The organism is Aquitalea sp. USM4 (genome assembly GCF_004328945.1).
Classification (GTDB): Bacteria; Pseudomonadota; Gammaproteobacteria; order Burkholderiales; family Chromobacteriaceae; genus Aquitalea; species Aquitalea pelogenes.
In genome coordinates this window covers 52,742-67,355 of record NZ_CP029539.1, presented here as the reverse complement: position 1 = coordinate 67,355, position 14,614 = coordinate 52,742, and the positions used below count along the sequence as shown (strand labels likewise).

13 protein-coding genes are annotated in these 14,614 nt (G+C 61.0%); 2 read left to right on the top strand and 11 right to left on the bottom strand.

The features are described from left to right. Window positions 1–158 precede the first annotated feature (158 nt). On the bottom strand, window positions 159–1,340 hold the full coding sequence (locus DKK66_RS00305; protein ID WP_131354427.1) for an acetyl-CoA C-acyltransferase family protein: 1,182 nt from the start codon (window positions 1,338–1,340) through the stop codon (window positions 159–161). Window positions 1,341–1,531: 191 nt separating this feature from the next. On the opposite strand from DKK66_RS00305, the gene DKK66_RS00300 reads away from it, so the two are divergent. Further along, a complete protein-coding gene (locus tag DKK66_RS00300) occupies window positions 1,532–1,822 on the top strand; it encodes a putative quinol monooxygenase (protein WP_131354424.1) in 291 nt (96 codons plus the stop codon). Window positions 1,823–1,866: 44 nt separating this feature from the next. On the opposite strand, the gene DKK66_RS00295 is transcribed toward DKK66_RS00300, so the two are convergent. From DKK66_RS00295 to DKK66_RS00285, 3 genes are all read right to left on the bottom strand, one after another. Beyond that, complete coding sequence (locus DKK66_RS00295; protein WP_131354421.1) at window positions 1,867–3,174, bottom strand: MFS transporter; 1,308 nt, start codon at window positions 3,172–3,174, stop codon at window positions 1,867–1,869. A gap of 27 nt (window positions 3,175–3,201) precedes the next feature. Then, window positions 3,202–3,723: a gluconokinase gene (locus DKK66_RS00290; protein ID WP_131354419.1), complete on the bottom strand. Its 522-nt coding sequence runs from the start codon at window positions 3,721–3,723 to the stop codon at window positions 3,202–3,204. A gap of 154 nt (window positions 3,724–3,877) precedes the next feature. Further along, on the bottom strand, window positions 3,878–4,897 hold the full coding sequence (locus DKK66_RS00285) for a LacI family DNA-binding transcriptional regulator (RefSeq protein WP_207389829.1): 1,020 nt from the start codon (window positions 4,895–4,897) through the stop codon (window positions 3,878–3,880). A 171-nt stretch (window positions 4,898–5,068) separates the two neighbouring features. On the opposite strand from DKK66_RS00285, the gene DKK66_RS00280 reads away from it, so the two are divergent. Then, window positions 5,069–5,944 carry an endonuclease gene (locus tag DKK66_RS00280; protein WP_242673532.1) on the top strand — a complete coding sequence of 292 codons (876 nt, stop codon included), beginning with the start codon at window positions 5,069–5,071 and terminating at the stop codon, window positions 5,942–5,944. A 128-nt stretch (window positions 5,945–6,072) separates the two neighbouring features. Here DKK66_RS00280 and DKK66_RS00275 read toward each other — a convergent pair whose 3' ends face one another. From DKK66_RS00275 to kdpC, 7 genes are all read right to left on the bottom strand, one after another. Next, window positions 6,073–6,483 carry a hypothetical protein gene (locus tag DKK66_RS00275; protein WP_131354416.1) on the bottom strand — a complete coding sequence of 137 codons (411 nt, stop codon included), beginning with the start codon at window positions 6,481–6,483 and terminating at the stop codon, window positions 6,073–6,075. A gap of 247 nt (window positions 6,484–6,730) precedes the next feature. Continuing rightward, the gene (locus tag DKK66_RS00270) at window positions 6,731–7,723 is read right to left on the bottom strand and encodes a C45 family autoproteolytic acyltransferase/hydolase (RefSeq protein ID WP_131354413.1); all 993 of its coding nucleotides are present in this window, start codon (window positions 7,721–7,723) and stop codon (window positions 6,731–6,733) included. A gap of 62 nt (window positions 7,724–7,785) precedes the next feature. Next, window positions 7,786–9,240: a biotin carboxylase gene (locus DKK66_RS00265; protein ID WP_131354411.1), complete on the bottom strand. Its 1,455-nt coding sequence runs from the start codon at window positions 9,238–9,240 to the stop codon at window positions 7,786–7,788. Between the two features lie 125 nt (window positions 9,241–9,365). Then, on the bottom strand, window positions 9,366–10,307 hold the full coding sequence (locus tag DKK66_RS00260) for a carbon-nitrogen hydrolase family protein (protein ID WP_207389828.1): 942 nt from the start codon (window positions 10,305–10,307) through the stop codon (window positions 9,366–9,368). A gap of 258 nt (window positions 10,308–10,565) precedes the next feature. After that, window positions 10,566–11,261, bottom strand: a complete 696-nt coding sequence (locus tag DKK66_RS00255) for a response regulator (RefSeq protein WP_062789021.1) — start codon at window positions 11,259–11,261, stop codon at window positions 10,566–10,568. Then, the gene (locus DKK66_RS00250) at window positions 11,258–13,954 is read right to left on the bottom strand and encodes a DUF4118 domain-containing protein (RefSeq protein ID WP_131354408.1); all 2,697 of its coding nucleotides are present in this window, start codon (window positions 13,952–13,954) and stop codon (window positions 11,258–11,260) included. The genes DKK66_RS00255 and DKK66_RS00250 overlap by 4 nt, the downstream gene beginning before the upstream one ends. An 80-nt stretch (window positions 13,955–14,034) precedes the next feature. Next, on the bottom strand, window positions 14,035–14,613 hold the full coding sequence (gene kdpC, locus DKK66_RS00245) for a potassium-transporting ATPase subunit KdpC (protein WP_131354405.1): 579 nt from the start codon (window positions 14,611–14,613) through the stop codon (window positions 14,035–14,037). Window position 14,614: the final 1 nt, after the last annotated feature.

Sequence of the window (14,614 nt, the reverse complement as noted above, 5' to 3'; positions counted from 1 at the left end):
GAGTCAACTGGCAGGCTGTACAGAGCGCTACGCTACTGCCATTTTATAGGGCCAAGGCCGTATATGTGTATTGAATATGCATCTTGCTTGTCCTGCCGCAGAGAATGGCAAGCAAAAACCGCCCGGCAGGCGGGCGGTTGCAGTGCAATGGCGCAGGATCAGAGCCGTTCGAAAATGACGGCAATGCCTTGTCCACCGCCAATACACATGGTGACCAGTGCATAACGGCCATTGATGCGTTGCAGTTCGTACAAGGCCTTGGTGGCAATCACGGCACCGCTGGCACCAATCGGGTGACCCAGGGCAATAGCTCCGCCATTGGGGTTGGCACGGGCCGGGTCCAGCTCCAGCGCCTTGCACACGGCCAGCGATTGCGCGGCAAAGGCCTCGTTTGATTCGATCACATCCATCTGGTCCAGCGTCAGCCCTGCGCGTTGCAAGGCAGCGCGGGTGGCAGGAATCGGGCCTTCGCCCATGATGTGGTTGGGCACGCCACACACCGCGTAGGAAACCAGCCGTGCCATTGGCTGCTGTCCGGCTGCTGTGGCGGCTTCGGCACTGGCCAGCACCAGGAAGGCCGCACCATCATTGATGCCCGAGGCATTGCCTGCGGTGACCGAGCCGTCCTTCTTGAATGCCGGTTTCATCTTGGCCAGCGCCTCTAGCGTGGTGGCACGCGGATGTTCGTCGGTATCAAACACCACTTCGCCCTTGCGGGTCTGAGTCACGATGGGGACGATCTGGCTGGCAAAGCGGCCATCGGCAATGGCGGCGGCAGCGCGCTGTTGCGAGGCCAGCGCAAACTGGTCTTGTTCTTCGCGGCTGAGCTGCCATTTGTCCACCAGGTTCTCGGCGGTAATGCCCATGTGGCCCACACCGAAGGGGTCGGTCAGCGCGGCGGTCATCATGTCCAGCGCCTTGACGTCGCCCATGCGCGCACCGCTGCGCAATTGCGGCAACAGGTAGCCGGCGCGCGACATCACTTCCACCCCGCCGCCGATGGCATAGTCACAGTCACCCAGCATGATGGCCTGGGCGCTGGACACCACGGCTTGCAGGCCGGAACCACACAGGCGGTTGACTGCCATGGCGACAGATTCCATCGGCAAACCGGCCGCAATCGAAGCCAGCCGTGCCACATAGGCATAGCGGCTTTCTGTCGGAATGCAATTGCCCACTGTTACGTGGTGAATCTTGCTGGCGTCTGCGCCGGAGCGCAGCACGGCCTCCTTCATCACCATGCCGCCCAGTTCGGCCGGTTCCAGGTGGCTCAGGCCGCCCCCAAAGGTACCGATCGCCGAACGCACGGCACTCAATACCACGATATCGCGTTGTTTCATTTGTAGTTTCTCCCGTGTCGTGTTGTTTGAAGCCATCACCTTACCAGTCACAAATATATGCAAGCAAGCAATTGCTTGGTTTGTGGTCCATGCAATGTCGTCAGCAAAGGGGCTGGGCGCAGCTACAGTCTGGCACTGCTGCTTTGCAGTATGATTGACGACCGCAAAGCGGTTTATTCCAGGGGGAAAACATGAGTGTATTTATCTTTGCAAGTTTGCGTTGCCTGCCCGAGTACAGCCTGGCGCTGCGTGATGCCATGCGTGACATGCAGCGGGACAGTCTGGCGGAAGCAGGCTGTGAGGTGTACCAGGTATTGCAGGAAGAGGGTGCTGCCGACGTGCTGCATGTGTTTGAACGCTACCGCGACATGGCTGCGGTGGAGGCCCATCGCGCTTCTGCGCATTACCAGGCTTACCGGGCCTGGGTGGCCGACAAGCTGGCGGCACCGGTGGAAGTGAAACTGTTGCACGCGCTGGATTGATAGCCAGGGGGCCGGGCTGAAACTTTTACCCGGCCCCGGACCGGTCACTTCGCCAAGCTTGCTGGCGGCTCCGCAATGGGTTCAATCCGACCCAGCAGGAAGAGGAAGGACAGCACCCCGATCAACAGCATGAAACCGGCAATCAGGAAGGCGTTGGTAAAGGAGTGGGTATTGCCCACGATGATGCCGGTAACAATCGGTGCCACCGCGCCCATCATGTTGTTGGCAAAATTCATGATGCCGCCCACCGTACCGGTACCGCCACGCGGGGCAATCAGCGAGGGCAGCGACCAGCCTACCGGCGCAGCGGCAGCCAGCCCGCTCAGGGCGATGCTGATCCACACAATGGCAATCAGCGGGTCGCTGGTCGTGGTGGTGCCGAATACGGCAAGCCCCAGCAGCATGCCACCCAGCAATACGCCCTTGCGCACCCGGGTTTCGTCATGGCCACGGGCAATCAGGTGGTCAATCAGCCAGCCGCCCACCAGGAGGTCGGCCAGGGTGGCGAATATCCACGGGATGGCCGCATAGCTGGCCGATTTCAGAATGCTCATGTGCATGGTTTGCACCAGATAGCCGGGCAGCCAGGTGAGAAACAGGTAAAACACATAGCCATAGGCGGCAAAGCCGATGGACAAACCCCATACCTTGCGCTGGCGTAACAGGTAGCCCAGCATGGCCAGCGATCCGGCCTGGCTTACCCCTTCGGCGGCGGCACCGCCTTCGGTGATGTGGCGGTATTCCTCGGCCGACAATTTGCTGTCCTGGCTGGGGTCACGATAAATCAGGGTAAAGGCGACAAAGTACGCCAGGCTGAGCAGGGCGGTAAGGCCAAAGCCCCAGCGCCAGCCCAGGTTCACCACGGTCAGGGCAACCAGCGGCACGCCAATCACATTGGAAAACTTGGCTGCCGCATCGAACAAGGCCGTTGCCATCGCGCGTTCGCGGCGCGGAAACCAGTAGCCGGTAGCCTTGGCACTGACCGGAAAACCCGGTGCTTCGGCCACGCCCAGCAAGGCGCGGGCGACAAACACGCCGCCGAATCCACCGGCACAGGCGGTCAGGGTGGAGGCCACTCCCCACAACAAGGCACCCCAGCGCCCGACGCGGGTCACGCCAAAGCGGTCGAGGATCAGTCCGGTCGGAATCTGCAATAAGGCATAGGTCCAGAAAAAGGCACTGAACAATACCCCCAGGTCGCTGCTGGAGAGATGAAATTCCTGCTGTAACTGCGGAGCGGCAACAGACAGGCTGATGCGGTCGAAGTAATTCACCAGTACGCCAATGCCCAGTAGTCCGCCAATGCGCCAGCGGCGTGGTGTGCTGCGATGTGGAGTGGATTGTTGTGTCACCTGAAGTCTCCTCTGTTGTCTCGGTTTTTATGCTTGGGACTGACGTTGTGCTATTTGATGCAAGCTGTGTTGCAGCAAGGTGCTCAGGGACTGGCTGACATCCAGCGTGATGACGTTTTCGCTCTGTGCTTCCGGTGGCTCCAGGTCGGCAAACTGGCTGTCCAGCAGTGAAGTCGGCATGAAATGGGCATCACGGGCCGCCATGCGCTCGGCAATGACCGCCTTGTCACCTTTGAGGTGCACCAGCAGCAAGTCCGGGTCGCCGCTGCGCAGGATGTCGCGGTAGCGGCGCTTGAGGGCAGAACAGGCCAGCACCACGGCTTGTTGTTCTGCCCTGGCCTTGTCCAGTTGCGCGGCCAGTTGTGCCAGCCAGCCGGCGCGGTCGGCGTCGGTCAGGGCAATGCCTGCCTGCATGCGGGCAATGTTTTCCGGTGGATGAAAGCGGTCGCCTTCGATGTAGGCGGATGACAGGGCGGCAGCCAGTGCCTGGCCCAGGCTGCTCTTGCCGCAGCCGGCCACGCCCATCACCACAATGTTCGGAGTTTTCATGTTAGCGCTAACAAATTGAGATAAAAAAATTTGCCTGAGCAATCTGGCGCGATGTTAGCGCTAACAATATCGGCGCGGCAATCAAATCATGTGCTGCATGGCAGCAATGCCAGTACGGGCGGACAGGGGGCTTGCAGCTTGTGCGGGACGACGCTCAGGAACTGCCGCGTATCTTGAGCTGGAAGCCCAGATCCAGCTTTTGCGACGTCATGGCTTCGCCATTCAGCTGTTGCAGCAACAGGCGTGCGGCAGCCACGCCAATGTCAAAGCGTGGCGTGGCAATGCTGCTGAGGGCTGGTGTGGTCCAGGCGGCGGCTTGCAGGTCGTTGAAGCCGCCGATGGCCAGTTGCGCGGGCACAGCGATGCCCCGTTGCTGACAGCGGGCAATCGCACCGATGGCCAGGTCGTCATTGCAGCAGAAAATACCGTCACAGTCAGGGTGGGCAGCCAGCAGCGCATCCAGCATGTCGGCACCCATCTGCATGCTGGAGGGTGACGGGTTCAGCCATTCCAGCGCCGGGTCATGACAGCCGGCCTCTTGCAATGCCAAACGGTAGCCATTCAGCCGCTTGATCACCCGTTCGTCCAGCTGTGCACCCAGAAAGGCGATACGGCGCTTGCCGCGCTCCAGCAGATGACCGGTCATGCTGGCACCGGCGGCTTCCTGGGAAAAGCCGACACAGGGCCTGTCGTCTTCACTCAAATCCATCATGTACACCGCGGGCAGTGCCTGCTGCGCGACGATCTGGCGGAATGCGGGCAACTGGTTCAACCCGGTGACCAGCAGGCCGTCCGGGCTGTGCTGCAAATAGGCACGCAGCAGGGCCAGTTCCTCGCTGTCGCTGTAATGGGTATTGCCGATCAGCATCTGGTAACCGGCCGGCTGCAACACCGACTCGATGCCGGCCAGTGCATCAATGAAAACGGTGTTGCTCAGTGAGGGAATCAGCACCAGTACGGTATGGGAGCGGGCCGAGGCCAGCTGGCGGGCAGAGCGGTTGGGCACATAGCCCAGCTGTTCCACCACCTGCAGGATTTTCTCACGCAGGGCGGGAGACACGCGCTCTGGCGAGTGCAAGGCGCGGGAGACGGTAATGGCGCTGACACCGGCGGCCTGGCCGACATCATGCATGGTGACGCCAGTGCCGGAACGCAAGCGGGGTTTTCTGGACATGCGGGACCTGATCTGCTGTGAATGGCCAGGCCAACTGGCCTGATGGCGGGATTGTAACGCAGGCGGCGTGCCGGTTGCTGGCAGATCTCTACCGCAGATGGTTTGAAAATGGTCTGGCTGCGGTTATAGTGCCCCTCCCTAAAGTACAGGATGTGGCCAGTACGAAATGGCATGTTGCTGGCCTTGCCAACAATGAGAAAACTGGTATTAGCCGTCTTGCTACTGGCGCTGGGCGCTTGTGACAAGGACGGAGCGGTCAAACTGCCGCGCGAAGTGAAAACACTGGCCCAGTTGGGCGAAACAGTCGTGCGCCAGCTGGATGTAAGCGGCACAGGCCAATCCGCACGGGCGGATCGGGCTCAGGACAAGGTGGAGCTATCGCCGCTGGTGCGTGGAGAAAAGGCTGTGGGGCACCGCGACTTCATCGCCGCCAAACGTGTATTGCCCAGGGTATTTGCCGGCATGCAGCAGGATTTCTACTGCGGTTGCTCATATGAGGGCAAAGAGGTGGACTGGCTGTCCTGTGGCTATGTGCCACGCAAGAATCCGGAGCGGGCCAAGCGTATCGAATGGGAACATGTGGTGCCGGCCTGGGTGCTGGGACATCAGCGCCAGTGCTGGCAGGCAGGTGGACGCAAGAATTGCGCGACCAATGATGCGGTTTTCCGGCAGGCGGAGGGGGATCTGAACAATCTGGTACCGGCCGTGGGCGAGGTGAATGCCGACCGCAGCAATCTTTCCTATGGTGCCTGGGCCAAGCAGCCGACACGCATTTACGGCCAGTGTGGCACGGTGGTGGATTTTGCCGGCAAGCGGGTGCAACCGCGGGAGGAAGTGCGCGGGCGTGCTGCCCGCATTACCTTGTACATGCATCAGCGCTACGGTTTGAACATGAGCCGGCAGGACCGGCAACTGATGTGTGCCTGGGCAAGGCAGTACCCGGTGGACAGCTGGGAGACACGCCGCAATGCGCGCATTGTCAGCCTGCAAGGGGAGGGCAATTACCTGGTCAGCCAGCCGCAGCGGCTGGCGGAACTATGCCAGTAAGCACCGCTGACAAAGCCCCTGCTGCTGCGTTGCGCCTTATTGCCGTACCTTGTAGTGTCGGCGTCGGCGCGCCTTGCCCCAGGACTATTCTGTTAGCCGCTCTGAGTCAGAACGGCTGACAGCCAGACTTACTCGGCGGCGGTTTTGCGACGGCGGCTGGTGGCAGGCTTGCTGCTGGCTGCCGGTTCAGCGCTGTCTGGTTTGCTTGCTTGTTCCGGGCTGCTGGTTTCTGCGGCTTCCACACTGGTTTCAACCGCAGCTGCCGGTGTGGCACTGCTGTTGTCGGCACGCAGGTCCGGGGCGATCTCGGTCAGCAGCTGCTCCAGCAGCTTGCTGCGGGCGGCGATGTGGTGATCAAATCGCCAGTCTTTCAGCAGGTCGAGGGCAACTTCGAAATAGCGCATATCGATCTGGTACAGGCTGCCGAGGTCAAAAGCACGTCCCATTTCCAGCGCCGCTGCCAGATCCTTGAGTACCTGGACTTGTTCCGGGTCCTGGTTTTCTTCAATGAATCGACGGATTTTCTTGGCGGCATTCATGGTAATGATCCTTGCTGGTACGGTGTATTACTGGACGAAGCAGTCATAACAACTGTACATAAATGTTGTAAAAGCAAGGCACAGTCTGCCACAGGCAATGCGAATAAATTATTACCTTTTCATGACAAATAGTCATTCTGTCATGATTTGACCCGTTTTTTCATGCTGTATGAATGTGTCGGCTTGTGATCAAACAGGATTGCAAGCCAGCAGCCGTAGCAAGCCACTGCGCTGGCTGCCGCTGGCATTACAGGCTGTGATTGGCATCAAAGCGTACGTTCAGCACACCTTCCTGCACATCAAGGCAGTATTGCGGCCAGCGCATGTCTGGCCACAACAGTTCGGCCATCAGGGTTTGAGGATGGTAGGCCGCCGTGTAGAGCGTGCCATAGCCACGCCCATAGGCGGTCTGGAACAAGGGTGGCCGCAACAGGGTACGTACCACATCATCCGCATGCGCTGCCTTGCGCACCCCCTGGCTCAGCATCCATTCGCGTTCTTCCGACAGTGTTGCCCTGGCATGGGCCTGCCATTCCACCCCATGCTGATGGTTGGCCACCGCCGGCCGATGCACCACTTCGGCCGGCCGGTCCGGTGCGACAAATACCGTGGCCCAGTGGCTGTGCTGGTCCAGCAGGCTGATGTTGTAAGTCATGTGTACCGGCAGCCGCTGCAGGATGGCGATGGCTTCGGCGGTATTGCTGGCTGCCTCCAGCAGGTAACGCAGCACCAGCGGAATGCCGAAACCTTCGCCCACTGCCGTGCGCCCGCCAAACGACAGGGAAACGGCGAGGCCGTCTTCGTTGATGCCATCCAGCGCACCCCACAGGCAATCGCTCATCACCAGCACCTGGCGGCCCAGCCAGCGTGTAGACAGCCAGCTGCCTTCCAGCAGGGCTGGAGCGTAGTCGTAATTGCGTGCCAGTACAGGCCCTTCCTGCCCGGTCGGGTCCAGCCAGACGGCCTGCGAACAGCCGGTGATGTAGGAGGGCGGGCACCATTGCGACAGGAAGCGGGCTTCCAGATCGCCACCGCCAGCCAGTTCGCACAATTGCTGATACAGCCCGGACAGTTCCGGCATGTGCTGGCGCAGTGCGCGCCGCCCCGCCAGGTAAGAGGGCCGTGCCCGGTAGCCATCGCGCAGGAACCACTGCTGATAGGCTGGCCAGCGTAATTGAAACAGTGCTTGCCAGCGTGCTCCCGGCGTATCTTCTCGTATCGCTTCAAATGTACAGCGCATGTGTCTCACTGGGGCTGAGGCCACCGCCGTGCTGCAGGCGACTGCCAGGTTGGTAGCGGGGACTACAGGATCTTGAAGGCTCCGGGTGCAGGCAGGCTTTCATCATGCACTGCCATGATGGGCTTGGCTGCATAGTATTTCTTGATGCCGGCTATCCAGTGGCGCGCACGTTCATTGAGCGCAAAGTCGTCGCTCATCGAACGGCCACGGGTAATCAGGATGCCCAGGTCCGCCCCCTCATAACGATAGTCGCCCGGCCCGCTGATGCGCAGGAAAAAGGCTTCGTTTTCCGATTCGATATCCTGGCGTTTGTAATCGAAGCGATGGTAGGACACCGAGCCGTCTTCTGCCATGCGGTAGATGCCGGTGGCCGGGGCATGGGTGATGATGTCCACATTGTTGGCGGTATGCTTGATTACCAGCTGGCTCCAGCTGTCGATGAAGGCCGGGTTGGCCCAGCGGGCGTTCAGTTCTTCCACATCCAGTTCAAAGTCGATGCCGGAAAATTCCAGCAGATGGAACAGGAACAGCGGCACATCGGCATAGGCAAAGGCTGCGTGGTTGGTCATCGGGCTGGCACCGCAAATGCGCGGATTCAGCTCGCCCAGATAGACTTCGTCAGTGTCCTTGTCGATCAGGAAATCCAGATCGAAATAGCCACGGTAGCCTTCCGCCATCAGCTGGTTGCCAAAACGGTAAGCCATTTCGCGTGCCTTGGCGCGTACTTCTTCACTGAAAGCGCCGGGGAAGATTTCATTGCCGCACCAGCCGCCGCGATAGGGGGTCAGCTCCGGTTCGCCCACCACCTCGGTAAGCAGTGGCCCCACCAGGGTGCCGCTGCGGGTGGCACAGGCTTCCAGCGTGGCACCACGGCAGTTGATGCGCTTCATGATCTTGACCTCAGGGTCCTGGATGATGTCCTGGGCGTGACGGTCGAAATCGGCTTCGCTGGAAATGAAGAAGGTGGTATGGCCGGAGTCGCCAAAGGCGGTTTGCACCACCAGCTGTTCGCCCAGGTCATGCGCGTCGGCAATCTCGCGCAGGTGGGCATAGCTATCCACCTTGCACAGGGCGTTGGGGACGGAGGGCACGCCGGCCTTGTTGCCGATGCGCACGGTTTCCATCTTGTTGTCGCAGCGCTCGCGTAAGCTGGCGCTGGGAAACCATACTTCGATGCCCAGCTCATGGCACAGCCGTTCGGTTTCTGCATCGAACATCAGGAATACCGCCACCGGTCGACCTCCGGCGCGCTCGACATAATCCACCACGTCCTTGTGCTGCAGCAGGTAGTTATTGATGTCTTCGATGGACTGGAATTCTTCGTGCGGCAACTGTGGCGGCACAAAGACATTGGGGTGGCGGCCATCGAAACAGTCGATGTAGTTGATGTACTTGAAGCGGTTCACCCACTGGTCTATGCCCAGCAGATTGAAATTGGTGGCGCTGATGAAGTAGATCGGCCGTTCATTGCGGTGAAACAGCAGGCGCAGATCGGAAATATTGCTGACTTTTTGCATGGTTGGTTCTCCCTGAACGGCTCGCGGTGGTGTTTTTGCTGTCTGGTGCTGCCGGCTGGCGGTTGACATGGATTGCAGCCACTGCCGGCAATGGCGCAGCCAGCGCATGGCCATGGCACTGGCTATCATTGCGGGTCTTGCTCACCGGTCCCGGCGGTCTGCAGGGCCGGGGTGTCCGGCACGGGGCCACCTGGGCCGGACAGCCCGCTCTGGTCGTGGTCTTCCGGCTTGACCAGCGGTCCCAGCGTATGCAGGAAGCCATCCACCCCGCTGTCGCGCTGATAGACGGGGAATTCACAACGGCGATCGCGAAAGCTCTTCAGGGGCTGGCCCAGACCACGCAGGCCGCGTTCGCGTTCGCGCCTTACCTTGTCGAAATCCACTTCCACCGGAATGATTTCCGCGCCCGACCCGGCCTGGTGCAATACATGACCGGACGGGTCCACCACGATGGAGCGGCCCGTGCCGCCATCGCCCACGCCGTTGATGTCGAAGAAATACAGCTGGTTGGTGGCGGCAGAGGCGCGGGCAATGGCCAGCTCCACCTCGCGGTCTATGGTGTCGGTCATGGTGGGGTGCAGGATGACTTCCGCCCCCATGGCTGCCAGGGTGCGGGTGGTTTCCGGAAACCACATGTCGTAGCAAATGGAGATGCCGAAGCGGCCTGCGCCCGGCACGTTAAACACTACAAATTGGTCACCGGCGGTAATGCCTTTTTCGTAGGGCAGGAAGGGAAACAGCTTGCTGAAGCGGGCGATGACTTCGCCCTGCGGGTTGATGACCGGGCTGGTATTGAAAATGCAGCCATCACGCTGTTCGAACAGCGAGCCCGGAATCAGCCATACGCCATGGCGCGCGGCAATCCGGCACAGTCGTTCTTCGGCCTCTCCCGGCATGGTTTCGGCGCGCAGTGGATTGGGGCCGTAGGCGGCCAGCTCGGAAAACAGCACCATGTCCACCCAGGGAAAACGGTGTTTGACATGGGCGACGTAGTGCCCCATGCGGGTGATGTTTTCTTCGAAGGCGGAAACCGGCATCTGGATGCCGGCAATGGCAAAGCGTTTCAAGGTCTCTCCCGATTGATGACTGATGCGCGATGCCGGAGGGCAGGCGTTTCAGTGGTGGCTGGGAGAGCAGTCTACAAATGCGGGAAGTGGGCCAGAAATAGCCGATTTCTGATTATGCTGGCAGGAAATGGCTGGTCGATTGCTAGGGATTTTTACTTGATATGTCAGGTGAAAATGGTGGCCATCCGGAAAATGCCATGCAGGCCGGGACCGCCGCCAAGCGAGCCGTGGGGCGGCTGGCCGGGCAAGCCGCAGTAGCTAGCGTTCGAGCAGGCGGTAGCCCACGCCGGTTTCAGTGAGGATGTGCTGCGGCATGGCCGGATTGTCTTCCAGCTTTTGCCGCAAATGTCCCATGTAGACGCGCAGGTACTGGTTGTGCTCGGAAAAGGACGGCCCCCATACCGCCAGCAGCAGTTCGCGGTGGGTGATGACCTTGCCGCTGTTGCGGATCAGGGTAGCCAGCAGGCGGTATTCGATGGGGGTGAGGTGGATGGGCTTGCCATGCTTGCTGACGGTGCGGTTGACCAGATCCACTTCGATGGGGCCAAAGCCAAAGGTTTGCACCGGGGCGGCACTGCCCTGGTTGCGTCGCCGCAGCAGGACACGGATGCGCGCCATGCACTCGGCCACGCCAAACGGTTTGGTCAGGTAGTCGTCGGCACCGGCATCCAGCGCCAGTACCTTTTCCGTTTCCTGGGTACGGGCGGAGAGCACCAGAATGGGCAGGTCGGTCCACTCGCGCAGCTGGCGGATTACTTCAATGCCGTTCATGTCCGGCAGGCCCAGGTCCAGTATCACCAGGTCGGGTTTGCGGGTGGCCACTTCAATCAGGCCTTGCTTGCCGGTTTCGGCTTCGTGCACCACCCAGTTGTCGCCATCCAGTGCCGAGGCCAGAAAGCGGCGGATGGGTTTTTCGTCCTCGATGACCACCAGGTGGACAGGTGTTTCACTCATGGCTGGATTTCCTCGTCGCCGGGCAGGGCCGGCATCTGGCTGACCGGCAGGGTAAAGCAGAAGGTGGCACCGTGTGGCTGGCGGTTGCTGGCGGTAATCTGGCCGCCGTGTGCTTCGACAATGCTGCGGCAGATGGCCAGGCCAAGGCCCACGCCAGGTGTGGTGGATTCGCTGTTGCCGCGGCTGAATTTGTCGAACAGTTTTTGTTCCAGTCCACTGGGCAGGCCGGGGCCGTCATCCTGCACGCAAACGCGTATTGTAGCGCCCTCCGGCTGGGCCAGCAGGGTGATATGGCTGCCGGGCGGCGTATATTTGGCCGCGTTTTCCAGCAGGTTCACCAGTACGCGCTCAATCAGCACGGCATCGTATTCCAGCACCGGCAAATCACTGGCCAGTGCCACCTCCAGCTGATGCCCTTGCAGATTGCGCTGGCAAGCCCGCAGCGCGCTGCCCACCACGTCATCCAGCAGCTGCCAAGCCTTGTTGAGTTTGACGCCGGATTGCAGCCTGGCCATGTCCAGCAGATTGGTCACCAGATGGTTCATGCGCAGCGATTCTTCCTGGATGGACTGGGCAATGCTGGCTTGTTTGCGCGCATCCACTTGGCCTTCCGCCAGCAGGCTGGAGAGACCGACCAGCGTGGTGAGCGGGGTGCGCAGGTCGTGCGAGATGACGGACAGCACGCTGTTGCGCAGTCGTTCGGATTCCATGGCGACAATGGCGTCCTGCGCCACTTCGACGTAATGCACCCGTTCCAGCGCCAGCGCAATCTGGGCCGCGCAGGTTTCCAGCAGGCGTTGCTGTTCCGGCAGGAAAACCTGATCCAGTTGTTCGGGCAACACGGCCAGTACACCGCGATTGCGCATCGGCGCCCTGAGCGGCAGGTAGAGCATGGCATTGGAGGGCAGGGTCTGGGTGCCAAGGCCTGCGGCTTGCTGCTTGTCGTAGACCCATTGCGCCACGCCCAGATCGGCCTGTGCTGTACTGTCGTTTTCGGCGCGCAGCTGTTCCTGGCTGTTGGGGGTGAGCAGCACGATGCTGGCATTGAACAAGGGTTGCAGGCGGCTGACGGCGATGTCGATGATCTGGTTGGCAGTCAGGGCCGCTGCCAGCTCGCGGCCCAGCTCGTACAGCGCGCGGGTGCGGCGTTCGCGATAAGTGGCGATATTGGCTTCAAAGCGCAGCCTGGCTGCCAGCTGGCTGATGATCAGCGCCACGGCAAACATCACGGCGAAGGTGAGCAGATACTGGGTGTCGGATACCGACAGGGACAGCCGTGGCGGCACAAAGAAAAAGTCGAAGGTGGCCACCGATACCAGCGAGGCCAGCACGCCGGGGCCGCGGCCAAAGCGTACGGCAATCAGCACCACGGCCAAGAGGTAGAGCATCACCACATTGGACAGGTCAAAAAACGGCGTCAGCAGGCTCACAAGACCGGTGGTCAGCAGGCAGGCCAGCAAGGCAGCCACATAGCCGTGGCCTTGTTTCTGCCGGCTGGCTTCACCAAACAGCAGCCGGTTGAAACCTTCCTGCGTTGCTGTGCTGTCCGGGTCGTGCTCGTGGGATACCACGTAGACATCGACATCATCTGCCTGCCGCGTCAGCTGTTCCAGCAAGGGTTGGCGCAGCAGGCGGCGCAATGGGCCGGCCGAGGACTTGCCCACCACCAGCTTGGAAACATTGCGGCTGCGCGCATAGGCCAGCAGGGTGGCGGCCAGGTCGCTACCGCCCAGTACCGTGGTTTCCGCGCCCAGTTCCTGTGCCAGTTTAAGTCCCTTCATGATGCGGGCGCGCTGGGCTTCCGGCAGGCGTTGCAGTGCCGGGGTTTCCACAAATACGGCAATCCAGTCGGCATCCAGGCTGGCCGCCAGCCGCTTGCCGCTGCGCACCAGCTTTTCCGTACCGGGACCATGTCCCACGCAGATCAGCAAGCGTTCACGGGCATGCCACACCGGCTTGATTGACTGGTCGGCGCGGTAGGCACGCATTTGCGCATCCACCCGGTCGGCGGTGCGGCGCAGGGCCAGCTCGCGCAGCGCCAGCAGATTGCCCTTGCGGAAGAAGTTCTTCACTGCCCGTTCAGCTTGGTGAGCCAGATACACCTTGCCGGCGGCCAGTCGCGCCAGCAGTTCGTCCGGCGGCAGGTCGACCAGCGCCACTTCCGCAGCCTGATCGAATACATGATCGGGCAGGGTTTCGCGCACCACGATGCCAGTGATCTGGCCCACCACATCGTTCAGGCTTTCCAGGTGCTGCACATTCAGTGTGGTGTAGACATCAATGCCGGCGGCCAGCAGCTCTTCCACGTCCTGCCAGCGTTTGCTGTGGCGTGAGCCGGGAACGTTGGAGTGAGCGAACTCGTCCATCAGGATCAGCTGCGGCTGGCGGGCCAGTGCGCTGTCCAGATCAAACTCGGCCAGACTGCGCCCCTTGTATTCAATCTGTGTGAGGGGCAGTACTTCAAGTCCATGCAGCTGCGCTTCGGTTTCCTTGCGGCCATGCGTTTCCACCACGCCCACCAGTACCTTGCAGCCTTCTTGCTGGCGTACACGGGCAGCACTGAGCATGGCGAAGGTCTTGCCCACACCGGCGCAGGCACCAAAAAAGATTTTCAAACGGCCACGTTGGGCGGCCAGTTCATCCTGCTTGATGGCGTCGAGCAGGGCATCGGGATCGGGTCGGGTATCAGTCATCGGCTTTCTTTTTCTGGCCAGTCGCAGCCAAACCGCGCAGCGGCCCCGCCTTCCTGGATGGCTGGGTCGCTGCGCGATGTTTACTTGGCGCCCAGGCCGTCCAGTGCTAGGTTCAGCGTCAGCACATTGACACGCGGTTCGCCCAGGAGGCCGAAGGTTTCGCCAATGATGTGGTCATCCACCAGCTTATGCAATCGGGCCAGCGGCATCTGGCGTGCTGCAGCGACACGCTCCATCTGGTAGTAGGCGGCAGCGACGGAGATGTCCGGGTCCAGCCCGCTGGCGGATGCGGTTACCAGGTCAACCGGTACGGTGGCTGTCTGGGTGGGATGTGCCTTGCGCAGTCGTTCCAGATTGCCTTTGACTGCATCCAGCTGGGCCGGGTTGGTGGGGCCCAGGTTGGAGCCACCGGAACTGCCGGCATTATAGGCTTGCGGGCTGGTGGCGGAGGGGCGGCCCCAGAAATACTGCTTGCCAGAGAAGTTCTGGCCGATCAGCTGCGAGCCGATGATCTGGCCGTTTTTCTCGATCAGGCTGCCATTGGCCTGATACGGAAACAGCAACTGGGCGAGGCCCGTGGTCAGCAGCGGATAGGCCAGCCCGGTGATGGCAGACAGGATGACAAACAGCACCAGTGCCGGGCGCAGGGTTTTGAGCATG

Excerpts from the sequence above, each read along its gene's own strand:
- DKK66_RS00300 (WP_131354424.1), top strand. The coding sequence starts at position 1,532 with ATGAGTGTATTTATCTTTGCAAGTTTGCGTTGCCTGCCCGAGTACAGC.
- kdpC (WP_131354405.1), bottom strand. The coding sequence starts at position 14,613 with ATGCTCAAAACCCTGCGCCCGGCACTGGTGCTGTTTGTCATCCTGTCT.
- DKK66_RS00265 (WP_131354411.1), bottom strand. The coding sequence starts at position 9,240 with ATGCAAAAAGTCAGCAATATTTCCGATCTGCGCCTGCTGTTTCACCGC.
- DKK66_RS00285 (WP_207389829.1), bottom strand. The coding sequence starts at position 4,897 with ATGTCCAGAAAACCCCGCTTGCGTTCCGGCACTGGCGTCACCATGCAT.
- DKK66_RS00280 (WP_242673532.1), top strand. The coding sequence starts at position 5,069 with ATGTTGCTGGCCTTGCCAACAATGAGAAAACTGGTATTAGCCGTCTTG.
- DKK66_RS00270 (WP_131354413.1), bottom strand. The coding sequence starts at position 7,723 with ATGCGCTGTACATTTGAAGCGATACGAGAAGATACGCCGGGAGCACGC.
- DKK66_RS00275 (WP_131354416.1), bottom strand. The coding sequence starts at position 6,483 with ATGAATGCCGCCAAGAAAATCCGTCGATTCATTGAAGAAAACCAGGAC.
- DKK66_RS00290 (WP_131354419.1), bottom strand. The coding sequence starts at position 3,723 with ATGAAAACTCCGAACATTGTGGTGATGGGCGTGGCCGGCTGCGGCAAG.
- DKK66_RS00250 (WP_131354408.1), bottom strand. The coding sequence starts at position 13,954 with ATGACTGATACCCGACCCGATCCCGATGCCCTGCTCGACGCCATCAAG.
- DKK66_RS00305 (WP_131354427.1), bottom strand. The coding sequence starts at position 1,340 with ATGAAACAACGCGATATCGTGGTATTGAGTGCCGTGCGTTCGGCGATC.
- DKK66_RS00255 (WP_062789021.1), bottom strand. The coding sequence starts at position 11,261 with ATGAGTGAAACACCTGTCCACCTGGTGGTCATCGAGGACGAAAAACCC.